The organism is Streptomyces sp. NPDC107559 (assembly GCF_055657365.1).
Genome location: NZ_JBVKBD010000011.1, coordinates 168,531 through 194,508, shown reverse-complemented (window position 1 = coordinate 194,508; position 25,978 = coordinate 168,531). Strand labels below are relative to the sequence as shown.

Below are 25,978 nucleotides of genomic sequence, written 5' to 3'. Positions count from 1 at the left end.
CCCGGAACCCCAGGGGTGGTCACGCGTTGAACATAGTGACCACCCACTAACTCAACTTCCCAAGGAGAAAGCCATGAGCATCAACCTCATCACCACCGTCCGCGCGTTCGTCCCCGCGGGCCCGACCTTCAACACGACCGGCCTGGTCACCATCCCGCTCGCGCCGCCCGTCCCGGTCGTGGAGGTGTGCGAGGACTGCGGCAGCGAGCTGGAGATCCACTGCCCCTCCTGTGTCCCGGTCGTGGAGGAGGTGTGCGAGGACTGCGGCGGCGAGCTGGAGATCCACTGCTCCTCCTGCTCCGCGACCTACTGCGAGAACTGCGAGTACGGCACCGGCATCTGACCACCACCTGGCGCGGACGGCCCCGGCCGTCCCCTGAGCAGGAGTCACGGCAGGCATCGCCGACCGTGCCCCCTGCCTGGAAGCCGCTAGCGACCGAACTACCGGAGGAAGACATGACCACCGTGACCCGCGCCCAGATCACCGCAGCGTTCGCCGCCCTCGCCATCGACGACGACGCCACCTACCTGTGCGTCATCAGCGAAGGGCGGCCGGCCGCGTTCCTCCGCCAGGACCGCATGACCGGTCTGAGGGTCCGCAACCTGATCCAGCGGGAGACCGAGTACGCCCGGAGCATCGAGCAGGACGCCACCGGCCAGATCACCGTGCGCGACGACAACGACCGGGTCTACGCCTTCTCCCTCGCGGGCGAGATGCGCGAGTTCATCATGGTCGGCCAGTGCCAGGGCACCGGCTACACCCTGTGGGACATCGCCCCCGCCCCGGTCGACCTCACCCGCCGCCAGGCGGTCGTCGAGGAGCTGGGCGTCGAGGCGGCCGACGCCTTCGGGTCGGTCAACATCGTCAGCGGCGCCACCTCCCGCGAGGCCGTCAACGGCTTCCTGACCGACCTGCGCCAGATGTCCGGCCTGGACGACTACGGCCTGGCCGCCGACAGCCAGGCCGAGCGGATCGACGAAGTCGACGCGGTCCGCGCGCACGGCGCCTCGCCGGACGGTATCGCCGACGTCCTTGCGACCGTGACGAGCGGCAGCAGCTCCTTCGCGGTGCCCGGCGCGCACCCCCACGAGAGCGGGATCCTCCGCCAGCGCGTCCGCTCCAGCATCACGAGCGCGGGCCTCACCTTCCCCGCCGGCGAGGTCGTCGCCACGATCGACAACCACCGCAACTACGCGGGCAACCTCGACCTGGCCGTGGCCTGCGCGGTTCTCGCGGCGGGCGGGCAGGTCGACCGGTACGCCCTCGACCGGATCGTCTGCCTCGCGGGAGTGAGCTGGGACGGCTTCCTGGTCCGGGCGTACGGCACCGAGCGCGCGGTGTGCGTCGCGTACGAGAACGGCTACCGGGCCGCGCTGGTCCCCGCCGCTCAGGTCATGGACGTCCGGCGCATGGGCCTCGACGGCCTGAACGTGATCGGCGCCCGCCACCTGGGCCAGGCCGTGGACGCCGTCAACGAGCTCGCCAGCGCGAGCTGACCGGAGGGGGTGTAGGGCTCTGACCTGCGCCTTTCTCGAAAAACCTCGCGTTACCCCGGTACCACCTGGAGTCCTCACGCGTTGTACATAGTGACCACCCAATAAATCCCCTCAGTAAAGGAGCCCCCCATGGCCCTCCCCATCACCACCCCCCTCCCCACCGGCACCGAGGTCTTCACCGTCGGCACCTTCTACCCGGCCGAGGTCATCTCCTCGGAGGTCGGCACCAGCAAGTTCCTGAAGGTGGCCAGGCGCCGCTCGGTCGTCCGCTGGACCCAGAGCATCCCGGCGGCCGGTGTCGTCAAGGGCGAGACGGACGTGATGGTCGAGATCCAGGGCCGCGTCTCGCGCTTCTGCGTGGGCTCCTGACCGACCGCCACCCGGGCCGGGGGACAGGCAGCGTCCCCCGGCCCAGCCCACTGATCCGAGAGGACCCACCCATGACCGACACCCTGCACACCGCCCCGACCGCCAGCGCCCTCACCGGCGCCTGCGGCAAGTCCCTGGAAGAACTGCTCGCCGCCCGCGCCGCCCTGATCACCGAGGTCGTCGCGAAGGTCGCCGACGTCGTCCGCAAGGCCCTGCCCACCGCGGCCGCCATCACCGTCGACACCGAGTACGCGGTGATCCACGAGATCCACGACGCCAATGGCCAGGCGCTCTGGTGGGCCCCGGCCGCGGTGACGTGCCCGTCCCGCGAGTTCAACGAGCGCCTGGTCCGCGAGGTCGACGACCTCCTGAGCCGCGCGGTGCCCCTCGGCGGCCTGCTCGACGCCGGGTGGGAAGCCCGCGACGAGGACGACGTGTACCTCACCGTCCGGCTCCCCGAGCCGCCCCCGGTGAAGCGCCACGCGCGGGCGTACGTGAACCACGAGGCGATGGTCTGCCACGTCCACGCCGACCTGACCCCCGCCGACCGGCCCTCGTTCCGCCTCGCCTCGCCCTACGGCGAGATGCCCGAGACTCGCGACCGCGTGCGCGCCGCGATCATCAACAGCGGCTACGACTGGCCCGAGGGCGAGCTGACCGTCGAGCTCCACATGGGCGAGCAGCGCCCCGGACCGTCCTGCGACCTGGCCATCGCCTGCGCGATCCTCGCGGTCGCCGGGCTCATCCCCCCGAACAACCTGAAGCGGACGATCCTGATCGGCCAACTCGGACTCGACGGCGGCGTGCGCGAACCGCGCGTGAACATCCGGTACGCCGACATCTGCGGCGGCCGGCGAGTGATCACGACCGTCGCGGCGGCCCAGGACTGCCCGGTCGTCCCTGGCGGATCGCTCCACGCGGTCCTCGACCTGCCGCAGGTCCTCGAAGTCCTCGCCCGCCCCGCGATCTGAGCAGCCAGCCGGGCAGAGGAGCAGGCAGCGCTCCCCGGCCCGTCCCTCGATCCAACCAGAACCGCAGAGAGGCAAGCAGCATGAGCCAGCAGTTGTTCACCGTGGACGGCACCATGTACGGCCCGTACTCGGCCCAGCCCGTTCCCGGCGGATGGCACGCCAACGACCCGATCAGCGTCACCCGGGCCACGGCCGAGGCCATCGTCCACGACCTCAACGTGCGCGACGCGGGATGCGGCCTGACCGCCGAATGGGACGGCGACCGCCTCACCTTCACCTGGACCGAGGACTACCGCTCCGAGCCCGGCACCGAGACCGTCGCCCCCGACGAGAACGGCCAGTACCGGCTCGGCGGCCTGTGGCCGTGGGCCGAGTGGGCGGGCTCGCTCTGGAAGGTCGAGATCACCGCCGAGGCGACTCTCGTCATCGCCCCGGGAGCGATCGGCATCCTGGCCTGTCAGCCGGCTCCGGACGCGACCGCGTACTGCGTGCGCGACATCGACGGCGCCGAGCCGTACGAGATCCGCGCGGATGCCACGGTGTTCCTGCGGACGACATCGGTCGGCGTCCTGCACGGCGGCTGCGAGTGCGAGGCCGAAGGGGCCAAGGAGTTCGAGACCAGAGTCCAGGCGGAGGCGTACGCCTGCGCGCTGACCGCCTGCTACCCGTGCGACGAGATGCCCGAAGTCTGACCGGCCACCGCTCACCGAGGCCCGGGACACCCGTCCCGGGCCTCACCCGTACCCAGCGAGAGGACCCAACCGATGCGCCCGTTCCGCCTGCCCGACGCCCACCTCCCGAGCATCGCCGACGGCTGGACCTGCCGGGCCTGCTCCACGCCCTGGCCGTGCGCGGAGGCCGCCGACCACCTCACCTCCAACCCGTGCCAGTGCGGCGAGAGCGTCTACCGCGAGAAGCGCGGCCCGAGAGGCTGGCACCTGGGGGAGCGCTGCTACACCCCGAAGGACGTCGTCGTGCGGGAGGCCACCGAGCTGGCCGCCGCCCGGCGCCCGCACTTCCCGCCGAGCCACCACTACCCGCCGAAGCCTGCCCGGCGCCGCCGTCAGTGCCCGCCGATTCCTCGGCACCGGGTCACCGGCCCAGGCGACGTCGGCGCGGGCACCTGGGCGTGGGTCAAGCCCGGCGGCCTGCACGCTGGCTGGGGCGACATCCACCACCTCGCCCTGGTCATCGCGGTCGGCGACTGGTGCGAGGTGTGGCTGATCCTCGACGGCACCGTCCACGACGTGCGCGCCGACCGGCTGCTTCTCGACGGCGGCCCGCGCAGGGACCGGCCCCGCTGGTGGAACTGGACGATCGCCGAGCACCTCGCCCACCGGGCTGCCGAGGAGCCCGCCCCGGCCCGCCCGCCGGTCCAGCCCGGACTGTTCGAAGCGTCTCTGCCCGTCTAAGCCGATCACCCCCCTCAGCCCTCCTCCTCTCCACGTGGCCGCCGAGAGGCGGCCACAGGCGTTTTCACGGCCTTCTCCGGTGCCCTCATCAGCGCAAACGCATCCAGTCAAGGCTTGACTGAGCAGTTCGGGGGTCGGTCAAGCCTTGACTGGGGGTACGCTTGGTGCATGGACATGGAACAGAAGCACCTCACGCCAGCGATGGTGAGAGTGCTCCAGACCTTCCTGGAAGATCCGGAGCGCATCTTCTACGCCACCGAACTCGCCGATGCCGCGCGCGTCGGTGGCGGCTCGCTCTACCCGGCCCTCGCCCGCCTTGAGAAGGCCGGATGGGTCACCTGCACCGAGGAAGACATCGACACGCGCAAGGAGAGGCGCCCCGCCCGGCACTACTACGAGATGACGGGTGAAGGTGCCCGCGAAGCCCACCTCGCCCTCGTCGAGTTCAGCGAAAGCGTCCGCCCGCCCGCCTCGTCCCCCGGCTGGGGCCTGCCCCAGGCCAACCTGCTCGCGCGCGTCCTCGGATGCTTCTCGCCGCGAACCTCGCTGAAGGGCATCTGAGCACGTGGAAAAGCTCTCGATCCTCTCCGCCGGCGGGGCCGCCGCGAACGGATTCATGCTGCTCGGTCACGACCTGAACGGCTGGAAGGTCGCCATGGCCGCGGCCTTCGTCGCCGCCGTGGTCTACGAGGTGACGATGGCGCTGACCAAGATGGTCACGCTGCGCATCGCCTTCCTCGTCCTTCAGATCGCGCGCGTCGTCACGCCGAAGGACGTCCGGGCCGAGCTGTACGGGAAGTGGAAGTCTCACCTCTGGTACATCCTGCGCGGCGACGGCATCTGGATCACGAAGTTCTGCAAGGGCATGTGGTTCGCCCTTCAGCTCGCCTTCTACGGCGCACGCTCGACGGCCGCCGCCGTCACCATGGACGGCGTCAGGCGGAGCTCGTTGCTGGCGCTCGCCTCGCGGGCGGCGGCCCACTGCGGGGTGCTGGTCCTGACCGGCTACTCCATGACCAGGACGTTGGACTTGGGGCCCACCGTCACTCTCGTCGCCGTGGTCGTGAGCGGCGTCGTCGGGGCGATGATCGGGCTCGCGGCCATGGGGCTTGAGAACTTCAGCGAGAGCTCAAAGCGCGACTTCAACGAGAGCTCAAAGCGCGACAAGTGAGGTAATGTCATGACATCCGGTCGTCCATAGCAGCGGCGCGACCGGAGATGCGCTGGTTGTGTAACTACTGCACGCACTGACTTCCAGTCGTGAGGTCCAGGTGTAAGCCCTGGCCGGCGCTCCACCCGAAGGCCCCCGCGCAGTGGCGGATTCAAGGGGTCGTCGCAACACGCGGTGAGTTGATCAAGCCGCGAGCAGTTTAGACAGACGCTCGGCTGGGGTTTCCCAGCCGAGCGTTTTGCGTGGGCGGCTGTTGAGTTCGGCGGCGACGGCGTCCAGGTGTTCGGGGGTATGGACGGACAGGTCGGTTCCCTTGGGGAAGTACTGCCGCAGCAGGCCGTTGGTGTTTTCGTTGGAGCCGCGCTGCCAGGGGCTGCCGGGGTCGCAGAAGTAGACCGGGACGTCGGTGGCGATGCTGAAGGCGTGGTGGGCGGCCATTTCGGCGCCCTGGTCCCAGGTCAGGGACCGCTTCAGATGCGGTGGGAGGGTCTGGACCGCGTCGGTCAGTGCTGTGCGGACGGTGGCGGCGCTGTGGTCGGTGGGCAGGTGGACGAGCAGCAGGTAGCGGGTGCTGCGTTCGACCAGGGTGGCGATGGCGGAGCGGGAGTTGCGGCCGACGATGAGGTCGCCTTCCCAGTGGCCGGGGACGGCCCGGTCGGCTGCTTCGGCGGGTCGTTCGCTGATCATCGCCATGGGGTGGGAGAAGCGCGGCTGGCGCTTGGCGGCGTGGCGGTGCGGGCGGCGGATGACGCGGCCGGTGCGCAGGGCGTGGGTCGTTTCGCGACGCAGTTCACCGCGTCCTTGGACGTAGAGAGCCTGGTAGACGGTCTCGTGGGTCACGTGCATCTCCGGCCGGCCGGCAAAGTGTCTGCGCAGAGCGTGCGAGATCTGCTCCGGGCTCCATCTCAGGGTCAGGTGGTCCTGGATGAAGTCCCGCAGTTCCGGGTTCTGGCCGATCTTGCCGGGCTTGGGGCGCGGCCGGCGGGCGTCGGCGCGGGCCTGGGCGGCATGAGGCCGGTACTGGCCGTTGGCGGGATGCCGGTTGCGGCGTATCTCCCGGCTGATCGTCGAGGGGCTGCGGCCGAGCTCGGCCGCGATGGCCCGGACCGCAGCCTTCTCACGCAGCCGGTCGGCGATGTGGATGCGGTCGGCCTCGCCCAGGTAGCGCGAGGCAGTCGGCGTCGCCTCAACGACAGGCGGCACCACCGCGTTGACCGGTGGTGCCGCCTTGTTCCTGCCCGAGGCGCCGCGTCCGTTCCGCCATCGTTTGCCGGTCCGGACGTTGATGCCGATGACCGCGGCGGCCTCGAAATAGCCCATTCCTTGATCCACGAGGCGGAAGTATGCCTCCCGCTCCCGGACCAGCCTCCTGGGTCCTTGCGGCCTCCGGTCCTCCCGGATCTCGAAGTCCATTGCCACCCCTGAACTGGGGTGTTGCAACGACCACTAGAACCTAAGAGTGAGCGGGGGCCTTCGGCGTGCCCGGGAAGCGAAAGCGCCCGGACGGACAAATGAGCTGTTCAGCTACCATCGCCGCCCAATTCGGCAGCGACCGCCCGGGAGTGGTGGCCCCATGTTCCACGGATCGATCCCAGCACCCCTCCGCTCGATCATCTACGAGCACGCGGGCACCTGGCCCGGCGAGGACATCTACGTCGGATGCTCCGGGAACCTCACGATCGAACGGGTGCTGCACGCCCGGTTCGGCAACGAGCGACGGATCCACGGCAACGACATCACCGCCTACAGCTGCGCCCTCGGCTGGTACCTCGCCGGCGACCCCCTCGACTACACGCTCCGCGAGGAATACGAGGAGCCCCTCGGCTGGCTCCACCCGTACCTGGAAGACCGGACCGACCTCCTCGCCACCCTGATGCTGGGGACGCGGTTCCTCCAGTACGTCGGCAAGGACGGTGTGTACTACCGGCGGATGATGGCCGCGACCCGCGAGCAGTGGCCGCGCATGCACGAGAAGACGGCCACCAAGCTCCGGAACCTGGAGACCCGCCTCGGCTCGTTCTACGCGGGCGACGTCCGCGACTTCCTCGACGACGTCCCGGCCGAGGCGCCCGTGGTGATGTTCCCGCCGTTCTACTGCCTGTCGCCCGAGCACCGGCTGCTCACCGCGGATCTGCGGTGGGTGCCGTGCGGCGAGTTGAGCGCCGGTGACCGGCTGCTCGCGTTCGATGAGGAGGTGCCGGAGGGCCGCACGCACCGGCGCCTCCGCTGGTCCGAGGTCGTACGGTCCGAGCCCGCCGTGAAGGAGTGCGTGCGCGTCGTCCTGGCGGACGGGACCGACATCGTGTGCACCGTCGATCACCCCTGGCTCGCCGACACCCACGACCGGCCGAGCCGCACCCCGCGCCGCTGGGTGCGAGCGGACCGGCTGCTCACCGACGCTCCGTACGTCATCCGGGTAACGGACACGTGGGAGCCGGTCCGGACGTACGAGTCCGGCTGGCTGGCGGGCATGTTCGACGGCGAGGGAACGGTCTCCGTCGGGAAGTCGACGACCAAGGCCGGGATCGCCCAGCTCCCCGGGCACGCGGCCGACCAGTTCGTCATGCGGATGAAAGAGCTTGGCTTCGAGACCAGCCAGTCACCGCGACCGAGCAAGGTGATCGGCATCGACGTCGCCGGGGGCTGGCCCGAGATCCTGCGCGCCCTGGGCACCGTCCGCCCGGACCGGCTGATCAACCGGCTCCAGGCGCAGGAGATCGAGCGGCTGAGCCTGCGCTCGCGCGGCAACCCGCGCGTGAAGGTCGTCGCCGTCGAGCCGGTCGGCCCGCGCCCGATCCAGTCGATCATGACGACCACCGGCACGTACGTCGGCGAGGGCTTCGCCATGCACAACAGCGGCGACTATCAGTCGCAGTTCGCGCCGATTGACGCCGCGTTCGCGTGGCCCGAGCCGTCGTTCCGCAACCTCGACGAGGACGGCAAGGAACGGATCATCGAGCAGGTCCAGGACCGGCCGAACTGGGTCCTCGGCCTGCACATCGAGCGCCCGGAGCTGCGCCCCCAGCTCGCCGGCGTCGTCCAGACCGCGAACCGCGGCCTCCCGATCTACGTGTACGCGGCGGCCGGACCGCGCCGCATCGTCCGCCCCAGGCAGCCCACCGAACCGATCCCCATGCCGAAGATCGGCCGCGACGACGAGCTCGGCGACCGCATGACGATCCACGTCCTGACGGGCGGGCAGTTCGCGGCGATCCGCTCCCAGTTCATGTCCAAGAGCATCAAGCCGGGGAGCCCGCTGATCGCGTGCGCCGTCGCGGTCGACGGGAAGGTGATCGGCGCGTTCGCCTACCTGCCGCCGAAGTTCGACCCGAACACCGCCTACCTGATGAGCGATTTCCCGGTGTCGTGGACTCGGTACCGGCGCCTCGCCAAGCTGATCGTCATGGCCGCCTCGACGAAGGAGGCGCAGCTCCTCGTCCAGCGCAGCCTGTCGAAGCAGATTGACGGGTGGGCGACGACCGCGTTCACGGACCGGCCGAACAGCTCGAAGTACGGGCGGGGCATCCCCGGCGTGAAGCTCCACAAGCGGACCGAGGCGTCCGCGAAGGACCCCGGCGACGGCATCCATCGCTACCAGCTCCAGTACGGCGGGCCCCTCGGCGCGTACACGCTCGCCGAGGCCCTCAACCTGTGGAAGACCAAGCACGGCAAGGACATGCGATGACCGACAGCCCCGCCCCGTTCCGCCCGCGCCTCGTCCGCCGCGACCCGCGGCTCCTCACCCGCCTCGAAGTGAACGCCCGGTACTTCCGCAAGGAGGAGTTCGACCGGCTCGTCGCCAACGTGCGGCGCGACGGCTGCCTCACCTCCACCCCGCTGATCTACGCGGGTGGCGAGTACGCCGAGGAGCGCGAACTCGTCCTGTCCGGGAACCACCGCACGATGGCCGCGATCGAGGCCGGTGTCGTCGAGATCGACTGCATGCTCATCGAGGAGTACCAGTCCCCGCAGGAGCTGATCGCCCGCCAGCTGTCCCACAACTCGATCGCGGGCGAGGACGACCCGGCCACGCTGAAGCAGCTGTACGAGCAGCTCGACGACGTCGACTGGCGCGCCTACTCCGGCCTGGACGACGACCAGCTGAAGCTCCTCGCCGAAGTCAGCCCCGAGGGCCTGTCCGAGGCGAACCTGGACTTCGCCACCGTGAGCCTGATCTTCCTGCCCCCAGAGCTGGAGGCCGCCCGCACCGCCTTCGACCAGGCCCGCACCGGCCAGGACGAATCCTGGCTCGCCGCCCGCGCCGACTACGAGCAGACCCTCACGACCCTCGCCTCCACCCACGCCGCCCACAAGGTCGGCAACGTCGCCACCGCCCTTCACGCCATCCTCGCCATCGTCGAGAACCACCTCGACGAACTCGCCGCCGGCTACACAGCCCCAGACGGCACCCCCCAGCACACAGGACACGTCGGCCTGGAGACAGTCCTCGGCACCCGCACGCTTCCCGCCCCCGCAGCCATCACGATCAACAAGGCCATCGCCGCAGCAGAAGGCAGAGACGAGATCTCCCCAGGGCAGGGGTGGCGTCTCCTTGAGCGCCTAGCGGGCGAGTACCTGTCGGGGGAGCAATTCACGCCCCAGGGGGACCCTGACACCGCACAGGGCCAGCCGTGACCCTTAAGCCCCCCATCGCGCTCGCACCTGACATCGACCCCTGGGAACGACAGCCCACCGAAACCGCCCGCAGACACGGCCAGTTCACGACGTACCGCGACCTCGGCCGCACCCGCACCCTGACCAAAGCCGCCGAGACCCTGACACTCGCGTACGGGCACGTGAGGAACCTGGCCGTCGAGGGCCGCTGGCGGGAGCGCGTAGAGGCGTACGACGGGCACCTGGACCGGCAGTACGAGGCCATGTGGCTGGAGGAGCGCAGGAAGGCCGCCGAGACCGACGCCAAGGTGCTGGGCGCAGCGATCGGCAAGCTGGTGCAGCGGCTGGCCACCCTGCGCGCCGAGGACCTGAGCCCCGGGGACTTCATCCGCCTGATGGACGTGGCCATGCGGCACCGGCGCGTCCTGTTCGGCGATCCGACCGAGACGATCGCGCTCGCCGGCGACGGCTCGAACCCGCTGGCCCAGCAGTTCGCCGAGTTCGCGCAGCTCACACCGGAGGCGCGGCGGGAGCGGCTGTCCGCACTGTCCGCGTCGGTGAACCGGCGCCTGCGCGCGGTCGACGGCTCCGACGACGACGAGGAGTAGTCATGACGACAGCCGTGCGCGAGCTGGAGCACCTGGACGACACCGCGGTCTTCCAGGAGCTGCGCGCAGCAGAACGGTCGATGAGCGAGGCCCTGCTCGTCGACCCGGTGACGCTCGCGCGCGGCCTGGACCCCTCGTACCGGATGCGCCCGCACCTGAAGGTGATCGGTGACGCGCTGATCGGGGTCACCAGGGGCGACTACGACCGGCTGCTGATCCTGACCCCGCCGCAGGTCGGGAAGTCCACGACGGTTGCGGAGTGGTTCCCGTTCTGGTGGCTGTGCCTGTTCGCTCGGGACCGGGTCGCGGTCACCTCCTACGGTGACGACCTGGCGCTGAAGCGCGGCAAGACGATCCGGGACTACGTCGAGGAGTACGGCGGCGAGTTCGACCTGCGGCTGGCGTGGGGCTCGACGGCAAAGCAGGACTGGTCCTTGACGGCGGGCGGGGGCGTCCGGTCAGTTTCCGTCGGCAAGGGGCTCACGGGCCACTCGGTCAATTTGCTGATCGTCGATGATCCCCATAAGGACCGGGCGGATGCCGAGTCGGAGGCGTCGCGGCGGGCGCTGCACGACTGGTACTCGTCGACGGCCCTGAAGCGACTTCAGCCGGACCGGAATGCGGTCGTCGGCATTCAGACTCGCTGGCATCCCGATGACTGGGCCGGGCGCCGCCTGTCGGAGGAGGGCCGCCTGGAGGAGGGCGGCCGGTGGAAGGTCGTCCACCTGCCGGCTCACGCGGACCCCAAGTTCGGGCCGGACCCGCTTGGTCGGGAGCCGGGGGAGCCGCTGCCGCACCCGAAGATCCCCACGAAGGACAAGCCGAAGCTGCGGGCCTGGTGGGCGGACATGAAAGTCACGTCGATCCCCCGGGACTGGCACGCCCTGTGCCAGGGCGACCCCCAGCCGGCTGTGGGTGCGCTGGTGTCGGAGGAGCTGCTGCGCCTCATCCGGGACACGACCACAGTGGTGGAGCCACAGAAGATCGCTGTCAGCATCGACCCGTCGGGCGGCGGCCGGGACACCGCGGGCGTGATCGGCGGGTTCCTCGGTGATGACGGCCGCGTGTGGGTCACCGACGACGTCTCGGCGCCCATGTCGTCGGCGCAGTGGTCCACGGAGGCCGCCCGGCTCGCCCACCGCACGAATGCGGCGGTCATCTACGTCGAGTGGAACTTCGGCCGGGACATGTGCGTCCTGGCGGTCCAGACGTCGTGGGAGAAGCTCCAGCGCGACGGGGAGATCCCCGAGGGTGTGCTGATGCCGTCGATCCTGCCGGTCCGGGCCAAGCAGGGGAAGCTGCTGCGCGCCGAGCCGGTCGCCCAGCTGATGGTGCAGGACAAGGTGCGGCTGCGCGGCCTGTTCACCGACCTGGAGCGGGAATGGGCGACGTGGCAGCCCACCGACCCCAGCTCGCCGGGCCGGATCGACGCCTCATGTGTCCTGGCGTACGGCCTGATCCCGGAAGCGAACAAGGGCGCGATTGTCCATGCGCCGCTGCCGCAGGCCCCTCAGCCGTCGAGCCCGGTCCCGCAGCCCGAGGGCGCGGCCGCCATGTACGGACGCCGTATCAGCAGGTAGCCGGAGCCGCACAGTCATCTCCACTCAGGCTCCAAGATTTCTTCACACTGCATTTACAACTTGATCACAGTGGATCTAGGGTCATGCCAACTTGATCTTGCTCCGTCGCGGGGAGTGACGGAGACAACACTGAGGACGAACACATGCTCACTCGCTTCACCACGGCCGCAGTCGCCGGCGCTCTATCCCTCGTCGGATTTGCCGCGCCTTCAGCGGAGGCGTCCAGCGGGCCCTCCATGTCCAGCCTCATAGTCAACGGTGGCAAGCCCGTCGTGCTCGACAACAGCCACGATGTGTGGGTTCCGATCACATACAGGCTGCACGGGATAGCGGGCGACTCCATGAGCGTGAGGTTGAAGGACCCCAAGAACTCCGCATACGACAGCTGGAATGACTTCTACTGCACGCTGAGTTCCGGGCAGACTGTGCGCGCCTGCTCGGGCAAGGTCCTCCTCAAGCAGGGGGCGTTCAGGATGGGCGCCCACGCCGGCTGGTGGGACCTGAACTACGGCGGTTCCCACACGGGGGGTACGCGCCAGGTGCACGGCACGATGGTGGACGCGGCGCACGTCGTCCACGCTTCACACCTGTCGGCCAACGCTGGTCCGGAGCCGGTCAAGAAGGGCAAGACGGTCACCGTGACTGGCACGCTGTCGTACTCGGCCTGGGACTTCGAGCGGACGAACAAAGCCAATGCCAACCAGCCGGTGAAGCTCCAGTTCCGTAAGAAGGGCTCCAGCACCTACTCCACCGTCAAGACGGTGAAGTCCGGGAAGAACGGCGCCCTGAAGACGACCGCCACGGCATCCGTCGACGGCTACTGGCGTTGGTCCTTCGCAGGTTCCGCCGCCACGGCCGCGATCAACGCCGCCGACGACTACGTCGACGTGAAGTAGCCCGCACGCGAGGGCGGTGGAGCCATCCGAGGCTCGCGCTGCGCCGACGAGGCCCCTGCCGATTACCAACGGTGGGGGCCTCGCTGCATTCTCGGCATGGAGATCCGCCTGCTGCACGACTCGATCCCGGAAGCGAACAACGGCGCGGTTGCCCACGCGCCGCTGTCGACGGCCCCGCAGTCGGCCACGGTCCCGCAGGCTACCGGCGCGGCAGCCGCGTACGGGAGGTGTATCGCGAAGTGACAGGCGAGGGAGGAATTCGGGCGTATCGGGCCATCGGGAGGCGCCGCAGCCTGGGTCGTGATCTTCACGACCCCTTCACTGATATGCCGCACAGGCCGGACTTGAGTGCATTGTTGCAGGTCAGTGGCGTTGACAGGGCTTCATGATGTGTAGATCATGTGCGCATTGATCATCAGTGCGCCCGGGGTCATGGGTGCTGCGAGGTGGGGTGGGTCGTGGATCAGGGCTGTATGCATGTAACGTACAACAGTTGGTGTCCGGGGTGTCGCGAGTTCGAGAATTTCACCCAGGACCAGAGGCAGGCCGATCGTGCCCATGAGGACCGGATGCGGGATCTGCAGCGGAAGGCGGCACGCGGCGAACTGTCTGCACAGGAACTTGATGAGTTGGGCCAGCCGTCGGCGCGCAGGAAGCCGAGTAACGACGCCCGCTGTGGCCACATGACCTACCACAACGACTGCTCGGCCTGTCGCCATGCCGACCTTTCGGAACGGGCGGCCAAGAAGGCCAATGCGCGGAGCGGCGAACTCGAGAAGAACGCCAGGCGCTTGGCCCGAAATGCCAGAGAGGCTGACGAGCGGACCGCCAGAGCGGCCGAAGAGCGGGCCGCCAGACAGGCCGACGAACGGACGCCCTCAAGGCCGACTCACCAAGGCGGAACCTGGTCCGACCTGTTTGACGATCTGTTCAAGGGCATCGCCATGGTGGTCGTGGGCGCCATGCTCGTCGCAGTCATGGCTACGTGCCTCGCTCCGGTCGGAGTCGTCATCTGGGTTGTCCGAGGGCTGATGCTGGCGACGAAGACAACCGACCAGCTGATCCCCGAACCTGACACAAAGCAAAACGCGTGTCTCCAGTGGTCGATGTGGACCGCGATTCCCGTTGTCTTCGTTCTGGGGCCATCCTCGGTATTCAACTTCATCCCGGGCGCATTCGCTGGAGTCGTCGCCATCGTCACGATCTCGGCGATCGTCTTTACCAAGTGGCGGAAACTTGAGCGCCGCCGGGCCCAGGGCGAGCCCATGTGACCCGCTGGAGCGCGTCGCGAAGTGCCCACGGGGCTTGGCTGCTTGTGCCAGCGTAAGCGGCCTACGTCTAGCCGAGGGGGCCCATTGACCGAGCGACCCGAGCGGAGAGTCCGGCTGCGACTGGCTCGCCGCCGGCCTGCGCCGCTGGTGGTGCGGGCCCGCGTGCCGGAACCGCGGGGGCCCGAGCCCGAGGGGCGGCCCGACCCCACCCCAGCTCCCGAGCCGGAACCTGCCCCCGAGCCCGAGCCCGAGCCCGAGCCCGCAGCGCCGACTCTGCGGCAACGTCTGCGGAGGGTCGGGTGGGCCCACACCATCACGATCGGCGCGGCGGCCCTTGCTGCTGTCGCCGCGATCGGCGGGCTCTGGGCGCAAGCAGTCGCCACGTACTGGACCCAGCAGACAGCCAGGGACCAGCTCAGCCAGTCCAGGGAGGACAGTCAGCGCGAGGAACAGGCCCAGGCGTCACAGGTCACGTTCTGGACGGAGGAGCTGAACTCGGGCGACAACAGTGAGCTGCACGTCCTGAACCGTTCCCTCGACTCGGTGACGAGCGCCTACCTAGTAGTTGTGGAATACGGCGCTGGACTCTACATCTCGCCGAGACTCGATCTGCCTCCCTGTGTCGAACAGGTTTACGACGTCGGGAAGATGAGCCTGGTCCCCAGGGGTGGTGTGGTCACCAGGAAGGGCGAGGACGTACTTGCGGATCAACTCGACAATCTGACGTTCATCGACAGCCACGGAAAGTCGTGGGATCGCACGCCGACCGGCCTGTTTGAGAGCCAACGGCTGAAGTCGTCGGACGTAGGTGGATACCTCTTGTTGCAGTTCGAGCCTCCTCGTGTGAAGAAGGCCGACAACTGCGGCGACAGCCACTGATGAGCCGGACCGGCCCGGACGTACGGGCGGCGCGCCAGTAGGGGGAGGAAGGGCGGAGGCCCGACGGTGTGACGCGGCGGGCCTCTGCCGTTCGTAGCTGCACCGGAGGGGGCCTCCGATACCCGGTCTGCTGTACGCGGCAGGCCGGGCATCGGCACACTGGTTTGTGTGAAGATGCCCCAGGTTGAGTGCCCGTGCTGCACTCGGATGATCGCCGCAGGGATCGTCGCCGGCGCCCCCAGCAAGGGCCGCGTGTGGCGGCACGACCCGCTGGAGCGCCCCAGTCGGTTCGGTGACGCTCTCGTGTCCTGTGATGGCTCGCTGGAGATCGTCGACCTGAAGGCGCCAGGCATCCAGATGGAGTTCGGCGAGGACGAGCCGCAACTGGAGATGGAGCGGGCCCCGGACGGGCCGATGGGTACAGCGGCCCTGTTCTGACCTGCGGGCGTCCGCCCGGCGGCGTGCTCGGCCGCCGAGCAGGTCAACCCGCGGAAGTGTCGCCCATGCGGAGATTGGCCGCACGACGGGCCAAGTTTCCTTCGTAGGCGCGCGGAAGCCCGGGTGCGGGCAGCCCCAAGACGGTTCGCGCCGTTGACTGAATGAGTTCAACAGCCACCTGCTCCAGGGTGGTCGGCGCGGATTCCGGCAGGTCGAGGGCTTGGAACTCGTCGTGATTGAGCGGCCGTGGCGGTGTGTCGCGCAGTACTGTGAGGCGCGGATCGCCGGGGTTCGCGGTGAACAACACCAGCGTCGTCCAGTTGCAGCCCGCTTGCAGCCGAGCCGGGTTCGTCGGAGAGGCGGGGTCCAGCGGAGAGACAGAGCCCCTCGCAAGCCATTGCACGCGCGCTGTGCACCACTCGTGATCGCCGACGCGGTACGTCTGCAAGTCGTCGACAGAGGTTGCGGTCGCACTGATGGTCTTCCATCGGAACGCTGAGACAGTGGCCGGCTCGTTCGGCCCGAGCGCATAGGTGCAGTCGAACGGCGCTTGAAAGGCAAGCCACAGATCGGCGGCCTCCCCGATGGCTGTCACCGCTTCGGGGGCTGCCAGCGCCTTCCTTGCCAGCGTCTCGTCCGTTGCTACGGCCTCGGTGAAGTGTGTGACGACCTGATCGAAGCTGGTGAAGTGCACGAGCCGGCTGCGGACATCGAAGACGTCGTCGCTCATTGGCTCGGGATACGACGTGCCGTCGCCGAAGTCCCTGGTGTTCGCGCTGACGAAGTAGACCGTCTCTGCCGGGTGCTGGCGTGCGTACTCCAAGACGGACAGCCAGATGGCGGCATCCCGGGAACCGGTCTTCTCGCCCTTCGACGTCTTGCACGGGGCGAGCCCGTTCGCCTCCCTGAAGATCGCTTCCCGCAAGACTGTCTCGCTGGTGGGCAGGACTTGAACGATCTCGCTCCATCGCGCGCGCCAGTGCGTGCGAACCGTTTCCGGGTCACACGGATCGAGTTCCGCATTCAGCTGCCATGGTGTGGCTTGCTGCAATGAGCCGAGGGCCTGCTTGGCCAGCTCGTACTTCTCGGTGTACTTGATCGCCTGCTGGGCTGCGAGTTCCTCCATGACGACCCACGGGACGGCGATCTGTTCGGCCCCCATGGCTGAAAGGGCGCGCAGCAGGTCGGCGCTGCTGCTCTCCGGGCTGAACGACCGGAGAATGCTGGTGTCCAGGATGATCACGTCCGGCTCCTCGTGTCTCGCGGCTGCGGGATTGAGGATTTCAGGACTGGGTGCATGTGTGCACCGGCTTTCTGGACCGGAACAGTCCAGGCTCTCGCGCTTGGGGATGGGGGCGAGAGCCCTGCGGGCCTGCATCCGGGCCCCCGCGCTCGGGGGCAGCGGGGGCCCGGGGGACACAGGCGGGAGGAGGGGGCACCGGCGGCCGGGGGCGCGTGATCCCTGCCGTCCGGACGCTGTAGCGGCATGACCGCCGGTGCCGTTCTCCCGGTTGCGCGCTTGCTCAAGGCGCGCGGTCGCGGACTGTAGCAGACCCGGCATTCCGTGCGCAGATACACAAGAGAGATCAAAAGCCGTCCCCAGAAGATCAGTTGAGGGCTGCATTTGTCGCGTATGACCTATAGTGCCCGGTCGCAACGCAAGATCCTCTGCAAGGGGCCGGTCATGATCGATGCTCTGGAACTCGCCGTCCTCGCCGCCGCCGGCTACCGGGCGACCCAACTGATCGTGCACGACGCGATCCTCGAAGCCCCCCGCGACCAGGTCGCTGCCTGGCACAGCAGGAAGCCCGACAGCGCGATCCGCACCGCGGTGCTGACGCTCATCAGCTGCGTCTACTGCACCGGCTGGTGGGTGTCCGGGATCCTCCTGGCGACCTGGCTCCTCGTCACCGGCCAGTTCGACGACGCCCCGCTCCTCGTCCACGGCATCCAGTGGTTCGCCGTCGCAGGAGCGGCCGTCCTCCTCAACCGGATCGACGACACCCTCGGCGAGGTCGGGAAGTGACGACCCGGCAGCTGACCGGCTCAGCAGCCCGGTACGTCACCCAGACGGTCCGCGGCTCCAAGGCCGCCGTCGACGCAAGCTGGCAGGGCCGGGCCTGGCAGCTGTACCACGCCGTCCCCGAAGTCCGGTTCGCCGCGACGTACATGGCCAACGGCATGGCCGGCGCCACCCTCTACGCGGCCCGCCGAGCCGACGACGGCACGATCGAGCCCGCCCCCGACGACCATCGCGCCTCGGAGATCGTCCAGCAGATCGCGGGCGGCCCCGACGGCCAGTCCAAGATGCTCGGCGCGTTCGGCAAGCACCTGACCGTCACCGGCGAAGGCTGGGTCGTCGTACGCCCCAACGGCGACGTCCTCAGCCCTGACGTCCCCGAGGACGGCCACGACTGGCGGGTCCTGTCGACCCGCGAGGTCAGCCAGAAGTCCGGGAAGCTCACCGCGGAGATCGACGGCAAGGACGTCGAGGTCCCGCCCGGCGACGAGGAGACCCTCGACCCGAACTCGCCCGTCGCCCTCCGCGTGTGGGAGCCCGACCCCGAGCACTCCATCGAAGCCGACAGCCCCGTGCGGGCCAGCATCGACCTCCTCGAAGAGCTGCTCCTGCTGAACAGTGCAGTGAAGGCGATCGCCCGTTCCCGGCTCACCGGGCGCGGCCTCCTCCTCGTCCCCAAGGGCGTCCGCTTCCCGACCCGGCCCGGCCAGGGCGACGCCGAGGACGACCTGATCGAAGTGCTGATGATGATCGCCGAGACGGCGATCCGTGAGCCCGAGAGCGCGGCCGCCACCGTCCCGATCGTCCTCGAAGTCCCCGCCGACTCGATCTCCGACTTCAAGCTGCTGACGTTCGAGAGCAACTTCGACGAGTTGGCGCTGAAGCTCCGCGAGGAAGCGATCAAGCGGTTCGCCACAGGCTTGGAAGTCCCGGCCGAGATCCTGCTTGGCCTGGGCGATGGAAACCACTGGTGTACTTTGCCCACTGTGCAGATCATGACCGAAAACGGGTGGAAGACGCACGATCAACTCGAAGAGGGCGAACTGGTCCTCACGCTCAATCACGACACTGGTCTGTCCGAATGGCAGCCCCTCCAGCAGGTCTTCAGATGGCAGGTCGTCAACGAGCCGATGGTCCGCATCAAGGGCAGGCGGCACAGGTCCCTCACCACCGCGGCGCACCGCTGGCCCATCCTCACTGGCCGCCCAGAGCACCAAGGGCGGGCATGGACGACCAGCGGTGACCTCTTGGCCGACCGCGCGAGAGGAGGCGCCAGACACAGCCTCGAACGCATCGTGTTGGCCGCACCGCATGCCGACCTGCCGACCGAACCGAAATACGCTGACGCACTCGTGGAACTGGTCGCCTGGTTCTTCACCGAGGGCCGTTGCGACTTGCGTGAAGGCCGTAAGTCCACCCGCGTGGACATCTACCAGTCCCACGAGGCGAACCCGGACAACGTGGCCCGGATCGAGCGGGCGCTGACCAGTCTCTTCGGGCCGGCCAGTGAGAAGCTCGACAAGGGCGGCCGGTATTCCACCCCGGAATCCGAGGCGCGGCGAGCCGAGGCCCGCCGACTGCGTCACGAGAACCCGAAGATGTCGCTGGCGGCGATCGCCCGCGAGATCGGCGTCTCGGCCCCGATGGTCAAGAAGTACCTGACGGCCGAGGCCAAGACTGGCGACGAGACGCCCCGCTGGCGCAAGATCGGCCGCCGCAACGGCAGCAGCCCGATGACCATGTTCCGGCTGAACGCCGCAGCATCCGCCGTCATCGTTGACCACGCCCCTGAGCGCTTGGTCCGCCTCGGCTTCGTACGCCAGCTGACACCGTCACAGCTGGAGCTGTTCATCGACACTGCCGTGCGCGGCGACGGCCATCTCATGCACGGCCGGACGCCACTCCTAGTGCAGAAGGACCCGGCGATGCTCGACGCCTTCGAGCTGGCCGTCATCTTGTCCGGCCGGTCCGCGCTGCGCCGAACGCACACCGGCCTGGGTGTGTCGGCCAACGGCCCCCGCGAGAGGACGCAGCACGTCGTCTCGGTGTCGGACAGTACGGCCTTCGCCCCGCAGGCTAAGCACCTGGCGGAGGAGGAGTACACGGGCACCGTGTGGTGCCCGATGACCCCGAACGGCACCTGGTTGGCCCGCGATGGCGGATCGGTGTTCTTCACCGGCAACTCCGCCTGGATGCTGACGTCCGAGGCGATCCGCATGGGCATCGAGCCCAAGCTTCAGACCGTCGCGCACGCCCTCACCCAGCAGTGGCTGCGCCCCCTCCTCCAGGCCGAGAACGTCGAGGACTGGCACCGCTGGCTCGTCTGGTACGACACCGCCGGCCTGCGCGTACGCACCAACCGCAGCGAGACCGCCCTCCAGGCGTACGACCGAGGCGTCATCAGCGCCATGGCTCTGCGTCGTGAGACCGGCTTCGAAGAGTCTGACGCCCCCACCGCCGAGGAGCAGACCGCCCGCAAGCCGCAGCCCGCCGACGACCAGTCACAGGACCAGGACCAGGAGCAGGAGCAGGAGCAGGGCGAGGACCAGCCCAGGCCGAAGCCCGACCTGCCGGTCGACGAGACCCAAGAGGAGCCCGACAGCTTGCCCGCCTCCGCCCGGCCCGCACCCAGCCCGGGACTCCTCGCAGCCGCAGACGGCCTGATCTGGGCCGCCCTGTCCTCGGCCGGGGACAAGCTGATCCGGACCCCCGCCTGCCCCCGCAGCGAGCGCGGTCGCGCCCGGGAGATCCAAGCCGCCGCCCTCCACACCGAGATCCGCGTCGAGCCCGGCCAAGTCGAGCAGTTCCGCCTCCTCGACGGCGCCTGGGCGCGCGTCCCCGAGATCGCCAAGCGGTACCAGGTCGACTCCTCATGCCTCACCGCCGCCCTCGACGCGTACGCCCGTGAGCTCATCGCCGCTGGCATCGAGCACTCCTACGACGTGGTGCCCGCCGTCGTCACCTCCTGCGTGGGACTGGCGGCATGACCGGCCAGCGAGGGAGAACCACCGTGGCTGACACGCCACCCCTGACCATCCACGTCGTCCCCGGCTCGGCCCGCGAGGACTGGTGCCCCACCTGCAAGGCCTGGACCCGCTTCACCGGCGACGTCCTGATGCTCACCCCCGGCGGGGTGTCCGTGATCGGCACGTGGACCGCGTGCGAGATCTGCGACGAGCGCGATGGCGAGGAGGAACCCCATGTGTGACACCCCTGACGAGCCAGCCGTTGACGAGCCGGTCAGGCTCCAGACGGCGCCGTCCGGCCACTCGCGGGCCGGGCACCGCACGTTCGGCTGGTGCTCCCGCTGCCCAGGTCGCGAAGTCTGGGAAGAACTCCTCGCCTGGCGGCAGCGGGACAACGAGGCCGCCGACGAGTCGCCCACCCTGGACCGAGCGCCGAGCTCCAGCCCCGAGGCGGAGGCGGTGAGCGCCGGTGGCTGATCCCGCGTTCGTGACGGATGAGGCCTCGCCCGAGAGCGCGGCCCCGATCGTCGGCCTGATCGAGAACGCCGCCACCGTGGCGGTCGCCTACTTCGACCTGCTCCCCGACGGTGAGGAAGCCAGCGTCTACGTCACCCTCACCGGCCGCACCTCGTACGGGACCATCCCGCTCGGGATGTGGATGTTCCTGCGCGCAGCCGACGGCAGCGTGACCCTCGCCGGTTCAACGCCGGAGGGCACCGATGGATAAGGAACTGGCACAGCTCCTGCTGGACGCCGAGGACGCTGTGGCCAAAGAGGTCTCGGCCGTACTGACGGAGGTCGCCGACGAGTTCGCCCACCAGCTCGCCGACGCCACCGAGCTGGTCGCCGCACGGTTCTCCGTGTCCCGCATCGCCCGGATGTTCACGGACCGGATGCCGCGCATCGTGCGCCGCCTCCTGCGCGTCTCCGAGCAGGCCGCCGAGCACACCGCCGACGCCACCGACAGCGACCTGCCCCCGGAGTGGGAAGACCTGCCCGGCCGGTACGACGACGGCCGCGACCTCCCCCCGGCCATGTCGGAGTACGTGGACATCACGCAGCACCTGCTGCGCGCGGTCGGCGACCGTCTCGCCGAGGTCGCCCGCGAGGAGCTGGCCGCCGGTGTCGACGCAGGGGAGGACCTGGAGCAGCTCCGGGTCCGCCTCCGTGCAGCGTTCGCCCGTGAAGGCGCCCAGCTCGGGGAGATGCGCGAGGAACGCATCGCTCGCACCGAAGCTGGCCGGGCCTGGAACACGGCCACCCTCGGCGCGGCCCGTGACGCCACCGGCAGCCCCGCGCCGATCGTGAAGCAGTGGCTCAGCCGGCGCGACGACCGGGTACGGCACGACCACCGCGACGCGAACGGGCAGATCCGCCTCCTGGACGAGCCGTTCCAAGTCGGCGACGTGAAGATGGACGCCCCCCACGACCCGACAGCCCCGGCGGCGCAGGTCGTGAACTGCCGGTGCATCGTTGCCGTCCACCCCGAGACCAGCGCCGCAGCCTTCGAATCTCAGGAGGCGCCTGCGACCGGAATTTCAGAAGCAAGACGGGACGGCCGCACGGCCGCCGCTGATGGGAGTCACCTCATGGGCGGAATGATCGCCCTCCTGCCCACCGCTGACGACGCCGCCCGCCTCGCGATCGAAGGGGGCGAAGAAGCCGACGAGCTGCACCTGACGCTGTACTTCCTCGGCGACGACGGCGCCGCCTGGACCGAGGACCAGCGCAACGAACTGACCGGCCTGGTCCGCGACGCCGTCACCGGTCTGCCTGGCTCGTTCACGGCCCGAGCGTTCGGCGTGAACCACTGGAACCCAGACAGCAAGACCCCGTCCTGGGTGTGGGCCGTCGGCGACGACCGCGACCGGCCCGACGACGCCCCGGCCCTGGAGCACGTCCGGAACCTCGTCACCGGGGCCCTGGAAGACACCCACGAGCGGCCGGACATGCCCGTGCAGCACTCCCCGTGGGTGCCGCACGTGTGCGCCCAGTACGGCGACGACGCGAGCGTGCTGCCCGAGCTGGTCGACCGCATCGGCGGCATCACGTTCGACCGCATCCGCCTCGCCTTCGCCGGCGACCACACGGACATCCCCCTCGGCCCCCAGCAGGAGGAAGAACTCATGGCCACCGATGCCGTCCAGGCCGCCCCCGCGACGGCGGTCCGCACATGGTCGACGCCCGACGACACCGCCATCGCCTTCGAGGACCAGGAGACCGGCGACGGCAGGATCTTCGCCAAGGGCGCCATCCAGTGGGACCGGAGCCCGATGCCGCTCCAGTACGCCGACGAGATGCTGATGGGCCACCAAGGCGCCGAACTCGCCGGGGCCATCAGGACCGTGAAGCGAGACGGCAACCGCATCACCGCCACCGGCCCGCTGTACGCGACCCGGCCGGCCGGTGCCGACGCCATCCAGCTCCTCGAGGAGGGCGCCCCGCTCGGCATCAGCGTCGACCTGGACGACGTCGACATCCAGTTCGTCGACAAGACCCTCGGCCCCGAGGACGCGGAGTACCTGTTCGCGTCCGCCGTGCTGCCGCACGCCTCGCTGCTGCCGATGGACGACGGGTCCGTGATGCTGTCCGCGTCGACCCGCGCCGAGTGGACCGCGTCCGACGGCGCGCTCTCCCGGTCCCGCTACGACCTCCAGCTGATCACCGGACCGGGCGGCGCCCTGACCGCGAGCGTCGTCCGGGACGCGTTCGCCGGGACCGGTGTCCTCACCGCGGCGGCAGGCGACGCCGACGACCCGGACGCCGGTCTCGTCGTCCACGAGATGAAGGCCGGGGATGTCCTGGTGCGGATCACCCGCGCCCGGCTGCGCGGCGCGACCTTGGTGTCGATGCCGGCGTTCAAGGACGCCCGGATCGTCCTCGACCCGCTCGACGAGACCGCCGCCGCACCCGTGCCGACCATCACGGCGGCCGGGGAGACCCGAGACCGCGTCGTCGTCTACGTGATCACCTCCCCGGGGGCCGTCGGAGCCCGCGACGTCTCCCGCGCCCTCGGCATCGCCATGAGCACCGCGCGCGGACACCTCAACGGCGCGGCGAAGGACGGCAGGATCATCCGCCTCGCCCCGGGCCTGTTCTGCGGCCCGTCGTCCATGCCCGAGGGCCACGAAGAGCCCACCGCGAGCGCCGAGGACCGCATCGCGGAGAGCACCTTCCACGGCACCAAGGGACGGCCCAGCTACCGCAAGTTCCACCCGAGCGGCCGCAACGCGGCCAGAACCCGAAAGACCCATCACGCCAGCGGCGGCTGGCTCGGCAGCAACCGGTTCACCGAGGACCAGCACGAAGACGCCATGCTCGACTACATGGGCAGCGGCTACCGCGACATGAACAGCCACCTGCGGTCTGGAGCCGATCCCCAGCGGTCCACGCTGGACGAGACCCGGGATCAGATCGCCGCCCTGGAAGACCTCATCGCGCTCCAGGACCCGCTCCCGGAGGAGATGACGCTCTTCCGGGGGACTCGGCAGCTGCGGATCGGTCTCCAGCCGGGCGACGTCTTCCACGACCGCGGGTTCAGCAGCACCTCCGAGGACGAGAGCGTGGCCAGCTCGATGACGGGCGTCGGAGGCTCTCTGTTCCGGATCACCGCCCCGTCGGGCACGCAGGCCCTGAGCGTGACGAGCCTGGGCGGCGAGGCGTCCGAGGCGGAGTTCATCCTGCCCCCGGGCACGCAGTTCCGCGTCACGGCTGCCAACGAGCCGGAAGACCCGTTGCAGACCGCCGTCTACGACGTGGAGATCATCAACGGCCGGGTCGCCTCGTCCGAGAGCAGCACCGCGCAGCCCGCACCCGAGAAGATCACCGCAGCCACAGCTGACCAGTTCGAAGAGCGCATCTCCGACTGGGACCCAGACAGCCTCGTCATCGACCGTCGCGCCTCCGCCGAGGACGATGACCTCGTGGCGTCGGCGTGGACGGCCATGCAGGGCCTCGACCCGATGCCCACCGCCTGGTTCGCCGAGCCGACCGCAGACGAACTCCCGCCCGGGTCCGGCGGCGTCCACTACAAGGACGGCCGCGTGTACGGGTGGGTCGCCCAGGCCGGTGAGCCCCACGCGGGCTACCCCGGCAAGAACCTGACGATCGAAAGCCTGGGAGTGCTCGACCTGACGCACTTCCTGCGGGCCCGGTTCGCCCTCGATGACGGCTCGTACATCAAGGCCGGGGCGATGACCATGAACGTTGGCCACCACCGCGACGGTGCCGAGTGCGAGACCGCAGCCTGCCAGTTCGACGACACGAGGACCGTCGGGGCGATCGTCACGGTCGGCATGAACGACGGCGGCCTGTGGTTCTCCGGCGCGGCCGCGCCGTGGCTGTCCGAGTGGGACCGGGCGGTCTTCGCCGCCTGCCAGCCGTCGTACCACCTGCGGCAGGCGCACGGCGGCAAGTGGCAGCTCCGCGCGGTCCTGACCGTGCCGGTGCCCGGCCACTCCTCCGCGCTCCTCGCGGCGATGCTCCCCACCGTGGCGGAGCGGTCGAACCTGGCGCTCGCAGCCTCCGCGGCCGGCCTCCTCCCCGCCCTGGACGACCCGTCCGGACAGGATCCGGATGCCCATCCGGATGCCCGTCCGGATGGTGCCCGGACCGTATCCGGGACCTCGACAGCCACCCCAGCTGACCTGCCGGGACAGCGTCCGGACATCGCATCCGGACAGCATCCGGATGCCGAGCCCGCACCGGCCGTCGCCGTAGACGTAGAGGCCCTCGCCGCAGCCCTCGCCGGCGGCCCCCTCATCGACCTGATCGCCGACGCCGTGACCCGGCGCCAGGACGACCGCCGCGCCGAGATCGCCGCCATGGCCGCCCTCGTCGCCCAAGAGCCCGTCACCCTTGCCGCACAGAACGGACTGACCTGAGATGGCGTGCAGCTGCCAGAAGGGCAACAAGGCCCGGTACGAAGTCGTCGTCACCACCGACGGCAAGGAGAAGGTCGTGTTCACCTCGGCCAGCAAGCCGACCGCCGAGACCGTCGGCAAGCGCTACCCCGGAAGCACCCTCCGCGAAGTCCCCCCGAAAGACTCCACCTCGTAGGGCCGCGCCGCTTGCGACCAGGCCCGGGGCCGTACGTACGGAGGGGCCCGCACCATCCGGTACGGGCCCCACGCACGCCTACGGCATCACGAGCGCTGGCGCCTCCAGATGAACCAGCACACCGCTGCCGCCGTCACCTGCGACACGGTCATAGCGGGGGACAGCCCGGCCCCAGCACCGAGCGCAGCGGAGTACCCCGCCGCGTAGGCCCCGGCCAATGCGAGATCC

At 69.5% G+C, this 25,978-nt stretch carries 26 protein-coding genes; 24 read left to right on the top strand and 2 right to left on the bottom strand.

What is annotated here, in order from left to right; translation table 11 throughout:
- The first annotated feature begins 73 nt into the window (after positions 1-73).
- From ACZ7OY_RS29430 to ACZ7OY_RS29395, 8 genes are all read left to right on the top strand, one after another.
- Positions 74-343, top strand: coding sequence for a hypothetical protein (locus ACZ7OY_RS29430; protein WP_471914189.1), 270 nt, complete (start codon positions 74-76; stop codon positions 341-343).
- A 113-nt stretch (positions 344-456) separates the two neighbouring features.
- Positions 457-1,497: a magnesium chelatase domain-containing protein gene (locus ACZ7OY_RS29425; RefSeq protein ID WP_471914188.1), complete on the top strand. Its 1,041-nt coding sequence runs from the start codon at positions 457-459 to the stop codon at positions 1,495-1,497.
- Positions 1,498-1,626: 129 nt separating this feature from the next.
- A complete protein-coding gene (locus ACZ7OY_RS29420; protein ID WP_471914187.1) occupies positions 1,627-1,866 on the top strand; it encodes a hypothetical protein in 240 nt (79 codons plus the stop codon).
- Between the two features lie 71 nt (positions 1,867-1,937).
- Complete coding sequence (locus tag ACZ7OY_RS29415) at positions 1,938-2,837, top strand: magnesium chelatase domain-containing protein (protein WP_471914186.1); 900 nt, start codon at positions 1,938-1,940, stop codon at positions 2,835-2,837.
- An 80-nt stretch (positions 2,838-2,917) separates the two neighbouring features.
- A complete protein-coding gene (locus ACZ7OY_RS29410) occupies positions 2,918-3,529 on the top strand; it encodes a hypothetical protein (protein WP_471914185.1) in 612 nt (203 codons plus the stop codon).
- Between the two features lie 72 nt (positions 3,530-3,601).
- Complete coding sequence (locus ACZ7OY_RS29405) at positions 3,602-4,249, top strand: hypothetical protein (protein WP_471914184.1); 648 nt, start codon at positions 3,602-3,604, stop codon at positions 4,247-4,249.
- A gap of 168 nt (positions 4,250-4,417) precedes the next feature.
- On the top strand, positions 4,418-4,810 hold the full coding sequence (locus tag ACZ7OY_RS29400; RefSeq protein WP_471914183.1) for a PadR family transcriptional regulator: 393 nt from the start codon (positions 4,418-4,420) through the stop codon (positions 4,808-4,810).
- Between the two features lie 4 nt (positions 4,811-4,814).
- Positions 4,815-5,420, top strand: coding sequence for a hypothetical protein (locus tag ACZ7OY_RS29395; RefSeq protein WP_471914182.1), 606 nt, complete (start codon positions 4,815-4,817; stop codon positions 5,418-5,420).
- A gap of 183 nt (positions 5,421-5,603) precedes the next feature.
- Here the strand turns inward: ACZ7OY_RS29395 and ACZ7OY_RS29390 are convergent, their stop codons facing one another.
- On the bottom strand, positions 5,604-6,740 hold the full coding sequence (locus ACZ7OY_RS29390) for an IS30 family transposase (protein WP_471914261.1): 1,137 nt from the start codon (positions 6,738-6,740) through the stop codon (positions 5,604-5,606).
- Positions 6,741-6,993: 253 nt separating this feature from the next.
- Here ACZ7OY_RS29390 and ACZ7OY_RS29385 point away from each other — a divergent pair, with 253 nt between their 5' ends.
- The 9 genes from ACZ7OY_RS29385 to ACZ7OY_RS29345 all read left to right on the top strand — a co-directional run bounded on the left by ACZ7OY_RS29385 (position 6,994) and on the right by ACZ7OY_RS29345 (position 15,706).
- Positions 6,994-9,105: a Hint domain-containing protein gene (locus ACZ7OY_RS29385; protein ID WP_471914181.1), complete on the top strand. Its 2,112-nt coding sequence runs from the start codon at positions 6,994-6,996 to the stop codon at positions 9,103-9,105.
- A complete protein-coding gene (locus tag ACZ7OY_RS29380; RefSeq protein ID WP_471914180.1) occupies positions 9,102-10,055 on the top strand; it encodes a ParB N-terminal domain-containing protein in 954 nt (317 codons plus the stop codon). The genes ACZ7OY_RS29385 and ACZ7OY_RS29380 overlap by 4 nt, the downstream gene beginning before the upstream one ends.
- Complete coding sequence (locus ACZ7OY_RS29375; protein ID WP_471914179.1) at positions 10,052-10,642, top strand: hypothetical protein; 591 nt, start codon at positions 10,052-10,054, stop codon at positions 10,640-10,642. The genes ACZ7OY_RS29380 and ACZ7OY_RS29375 overlap by 4 nt, the downstream gene beginning before the upstream one ends.
- A 2-nt stretch (positions 10,643-10,644) precedes the next feature.
- Positions 10,645-12,222 (top strand): terminase large subunit domain-containing protein, encoded by a 1,578-nt coding sequence (locus ACZ7OY_RS29370; protein WP_471914178.1) that lies wholly within the window; start codon positions 10,645-10,647, stop codon positions 12,220-12,222.
- Positions 12,223-12,458: 236 nt separating this feature from the next.
- Complete coding sequence (locus tag ACZ7OY_RS29365; RefSeq protein ID WP_471914177.1) at positions 12,459-13,118, top strand: calcium-binding protein; 660 nt, start codon at positions 12,459-12,461, stop codon at positions 13,116-13,118.
- A gap of 96 nt (positions 13,119-13,214) precedes the next feature.
- On the top strand, positions 13,215-13,361 hold the full coding sequence (locus tag ACZ7OY_RS29360) for a hypothetical protein (protein ID WP_471914176.1): 147 nt from the start codon (positions 13,215-13,217) through the stop codon (positions 13,359-13,361).
- Positions 13,362-13,687: 326 nt separating this feature from the next.
- Positions 13,688-14,389, top strand: coding sequence for a hypothetical protein (locus ACZ7OY_RS29355; RefSeq protein WP_471914175.1), 702 nt, complete (start codon positions 13,688-13,690; stop codon positions 14,387-14,389).
- Positions 14,390-14,473: 84 nt separating this feature from the next.
- Positions 14,474-15,268, top strand: coding sequence for a hypothetical protein (locus ACZ7OY_RS29350; protein WP_471914174.1), 795 nt, complete (start codon positions 14,474-14,476; stop codon positions 15,266-15,268).
- 207 nt (positions 15,269-15,475) lie between these two features.
- Positions 15,476-15,706, top strand: coding sequence for a hypothetical protein (locus ACZ7OY_RS29345; RefSeq protein ID WP_471914173.1), 231 nt, complete (start codon positions 15,476-15,478; stop codon positions 15,704-15,706).
- Positions 15,707-15,749: 43 nt separating this feature from the next.
- On the opposite strand, the gene ACZ7OY_RS29340 is transcribed toward ACZ7OY_RS29345, so the two are convergent.
- On the bottom strand, positions 15,750-16,949 hold the full coding sequence (locus ACZ7OY_RS29340; protein ID WP_471914172.1) for a PIN domain-containing protein: 1,200 nt from the start codon (positions 16,947-16,949) through the stop codon (positions 15,750-15,752).
- Between the two features lie 441 nt (positions 16,950-17,390).
- On the opposite strand from ACZ7OY_RS29340, the gene ACZ7OY_RS29335 reads away from it, so the two are divergent.
- Genes ACZ7OY_RS29335 through ACZ7OY_RS29305 form a run of 7 tightly spaced genes read left to right on the top strand, consistent with a single transcriptional unit; the run spans position 17,391 to position 25,750 of the window.
- Complete coding sequence (locus tag ACZ7OY_RS29335) at positions 17,391-17,732, top strand: DUF1360 domain-containing protein (RefSeq protein ID WP_471914171.1); 342 nt, start codon at positions 17,391-17,393, stop codon at positions 17,730-17,732.
- Positions 17,729-20,713 (top strand): Hint domain-containing protein, encoded by a 2,985-nt coding sequence (locus ACZ7OY_RS29330; protein WP_471914170.1) that lies wholly within the window; start codon positions 17,729-17,731, stop codon positions 20,711-20,713. Before ACZ7OY_RS29335 ends, ACZ7OY_RS29330 begins: the two co-directional genes overlap by 4 nt.
- Before the next feature lie 23 nt (positions 20,714-20,736).
- The gene (locus tag ACZ7OY_RS29325) at positions 20,737-20,934 is read left to right on the top strand and encodes a hypothetical protein (protein ID WP_471914169.1); all 198 of its coding nucleotides are present in this window, start codon (positions 20,737-20,739) and stop codon (positions 20,932-20,934) included.
- Positions 20,927-21,169: a hypothetical protein gene (locus ACZ7OY_RS29320; RefSeq protein ID WP_471914168.1), complete on the top strand. Its 243-nt coding sequence runs from the start codon at positions 20,927-20,929 to the stop codon at positions 21,167-21,169. The genes ACZ7OY_RS29325 and ACZ7OY_RS29320 overlap by 8 nt, the downstream gene beginning before the upstream one ends.
- The gene (locus ACZ7OY_RS29315; protein WP_471914167.1) at positions 21,162-21,419 is read left to right on the top strand and encodes a hypothetical protein; all 258 of its coding nucleotides are present in this window, start codon (positions 21,162-21,164) and stop codon (positions 21,417-21,419) included. The genes ACZ7OY_RS29320 and ACZ7OY_RS29315 overlap by 8 nt, the downstream gene beginning before the upstream one ends.
- A complete protein-coding gene (locus tag ACZ7OY_RS29310) occupies positions 21,412-25,575 on the top strand; it encodes an ADP-ribosyltransferase (RefSeq protein WP_471914166.1) in 4,164 nt (1,387 codons plus the stop codon). Before ACZ7OY_RS29315 ends, ACZ7OY_RS29310 begins: the two co-directional genes overlap by 8 nt.
- A 1-nt stretch (position 25,576) precedes the next feature.
- Positions 25,577-25,750 (top strand): hypothetical protein, encoded by a 174-nt coding sequence (locus ACZ7OY_RS29305; protein ID WP_471914165.1) that lies wholly within the window; start codon positions 25,577-25,579, stop codon positions 25,748-25,750.
- The last annotated feature ends 228 nt before the right edge of the window (positions 25,751-25,978 follow it).

Bases quoted from the DNA above. Each gene is read 5' to 3' on its own strand.
- ACZ7OY_RS29410 (WP_471914185.1), top strand. From the start codon at position 2,918: ATGAGCCAGCAGTTGTTCACCGTGGACGGCACCATGTACGGCCCGTAC.
- ACZ7OY_RS29360 (WP_471914176.1), top strand. From the start codon at position 13,215: ATGGAGATCCGCCTGCTGCACGACTCGATCCCGGAAGCGAACAACGGC.
- ACZ7OY_RS29400 (WP_471914183.1), top strand. From the start codon at position 4,418: ATGGACATGGAACAGAAGCACCTCACGCCAGCGATGGTGAGAGTGCTC.
- ACZ7OY_RS29385 (WP_471914181.1), top strand. From the start codon at position 6,994: ATGTTCCACGGATCGATCCCAGCACCCCTCCGCTCGATCATCTACGAG.
- ACZ7OY_RS29405 (WP_471914184.1), top strand. From the start codon at position 3,602: ATGCGCCCGTTCCGCCTGCCCGACGCCCACCTCCCGAGCATCGCCGAC.
- ACZ7OY_RS29310 (WP_471914166.1), top strand. From the start codon at position 21,412: ATGGATAAGGAACTGGCACAGCTCCTGCTGGACGCCGAGGACGCTGTG.
- ACZ7OY_RS29365 (WP_471914177.1), top strand. From the start codon at position 12,459: ATGTCCAGCCTCATAGTCAACGGTGGCAAGCCCGTCGTGCTCGACAAC.
- ACZ7OY_RS29305 (WP_471914165.1), top strand. From the start codon at position 25,577: ATGGCGTGCAGCTGCCAGAAGGGCAACAAGGCCCGGTACGAAGTCGTC.
- ACZ7OY_RS29335 (WP_471914171.1), top strand. From the start codon at position 17,391: ATGATCGATGCTCTGGAACTCGCCGTCCTCGCCGCCGCCGGCTACCGG.
- ACZ7OY_RS29355 (WP_471914175.1), top strand. From the start codon at position 13,688: ATGCGGGATCTGCAGCGGAAGGCGGCACGCGGCGAACTGTCTGCACAG.
- ACZ7OY_RS29345 (WP_471914173.1), top strand. From the start codon at position 15,476: ATGATCGCCGCAGGGATCGTCGCCGGCGCCCCCAGCAAGGGCCGCGTG.
- ACZ7OY_RS29430 (WP_471914189.1), top strand. From the start codon at position 74: ATGAGCATCAACCTCATCACCACCGTCCGCGCGTTCGTCCCCGCGGGC.
- ACZ7OY_RS29320 (WP_471914168.1), top strand. From the start codon at position 20,927: ATGTGTGACACCCCTGACGAGCCAGCCGTTGACGAGCCGGTCAGGCTC.
- ACZ7OY_RS29390 (WP_471914261.1), bottom strand. From the start codon at position 6,740: ATGGGCTATTTCGAGGCCGCCGCGGTCATCGGCATCAACGTCCGGACC.
- ACZ7OY_RS29415 (WP_471914186.1), top strand. From the start codon at position 1,938: ATGACCGACACCCTGCACACCGCCCCGACCGCCAGCGCCCTCACCGGC.
- ACZ7OY_RS29380 (WP_471914180.1), top strand. From the start codon at position 9,102: ATGACCGACAGCCCCGCCCCGTTCCGCCCGCGCCTCGTCCGCCGCGAC.
- ACZ7OY_RS29425 (WP_471914188.1), top strand. From the start codon at position 457: ATGACCACCGTGACCCGCGCCCAGATCACCGCAGCGTTCGCCGCCCTC.
- ACZ7OY_RS29370 (WP_471914178.1), top strand. From the start codon at position 10,645: ATGACGACAGCCGTGCGCGAGCTGGAGCACCTGGACGACACCGCGGTC.
- ACZ7OY_RS29420 (WP_471914187.1), top strand. From the start codon at position 1,627: ATGGCCCTCCCCATCACCACCCCCCTCCCCACCGGCACCGAGGTCTTC.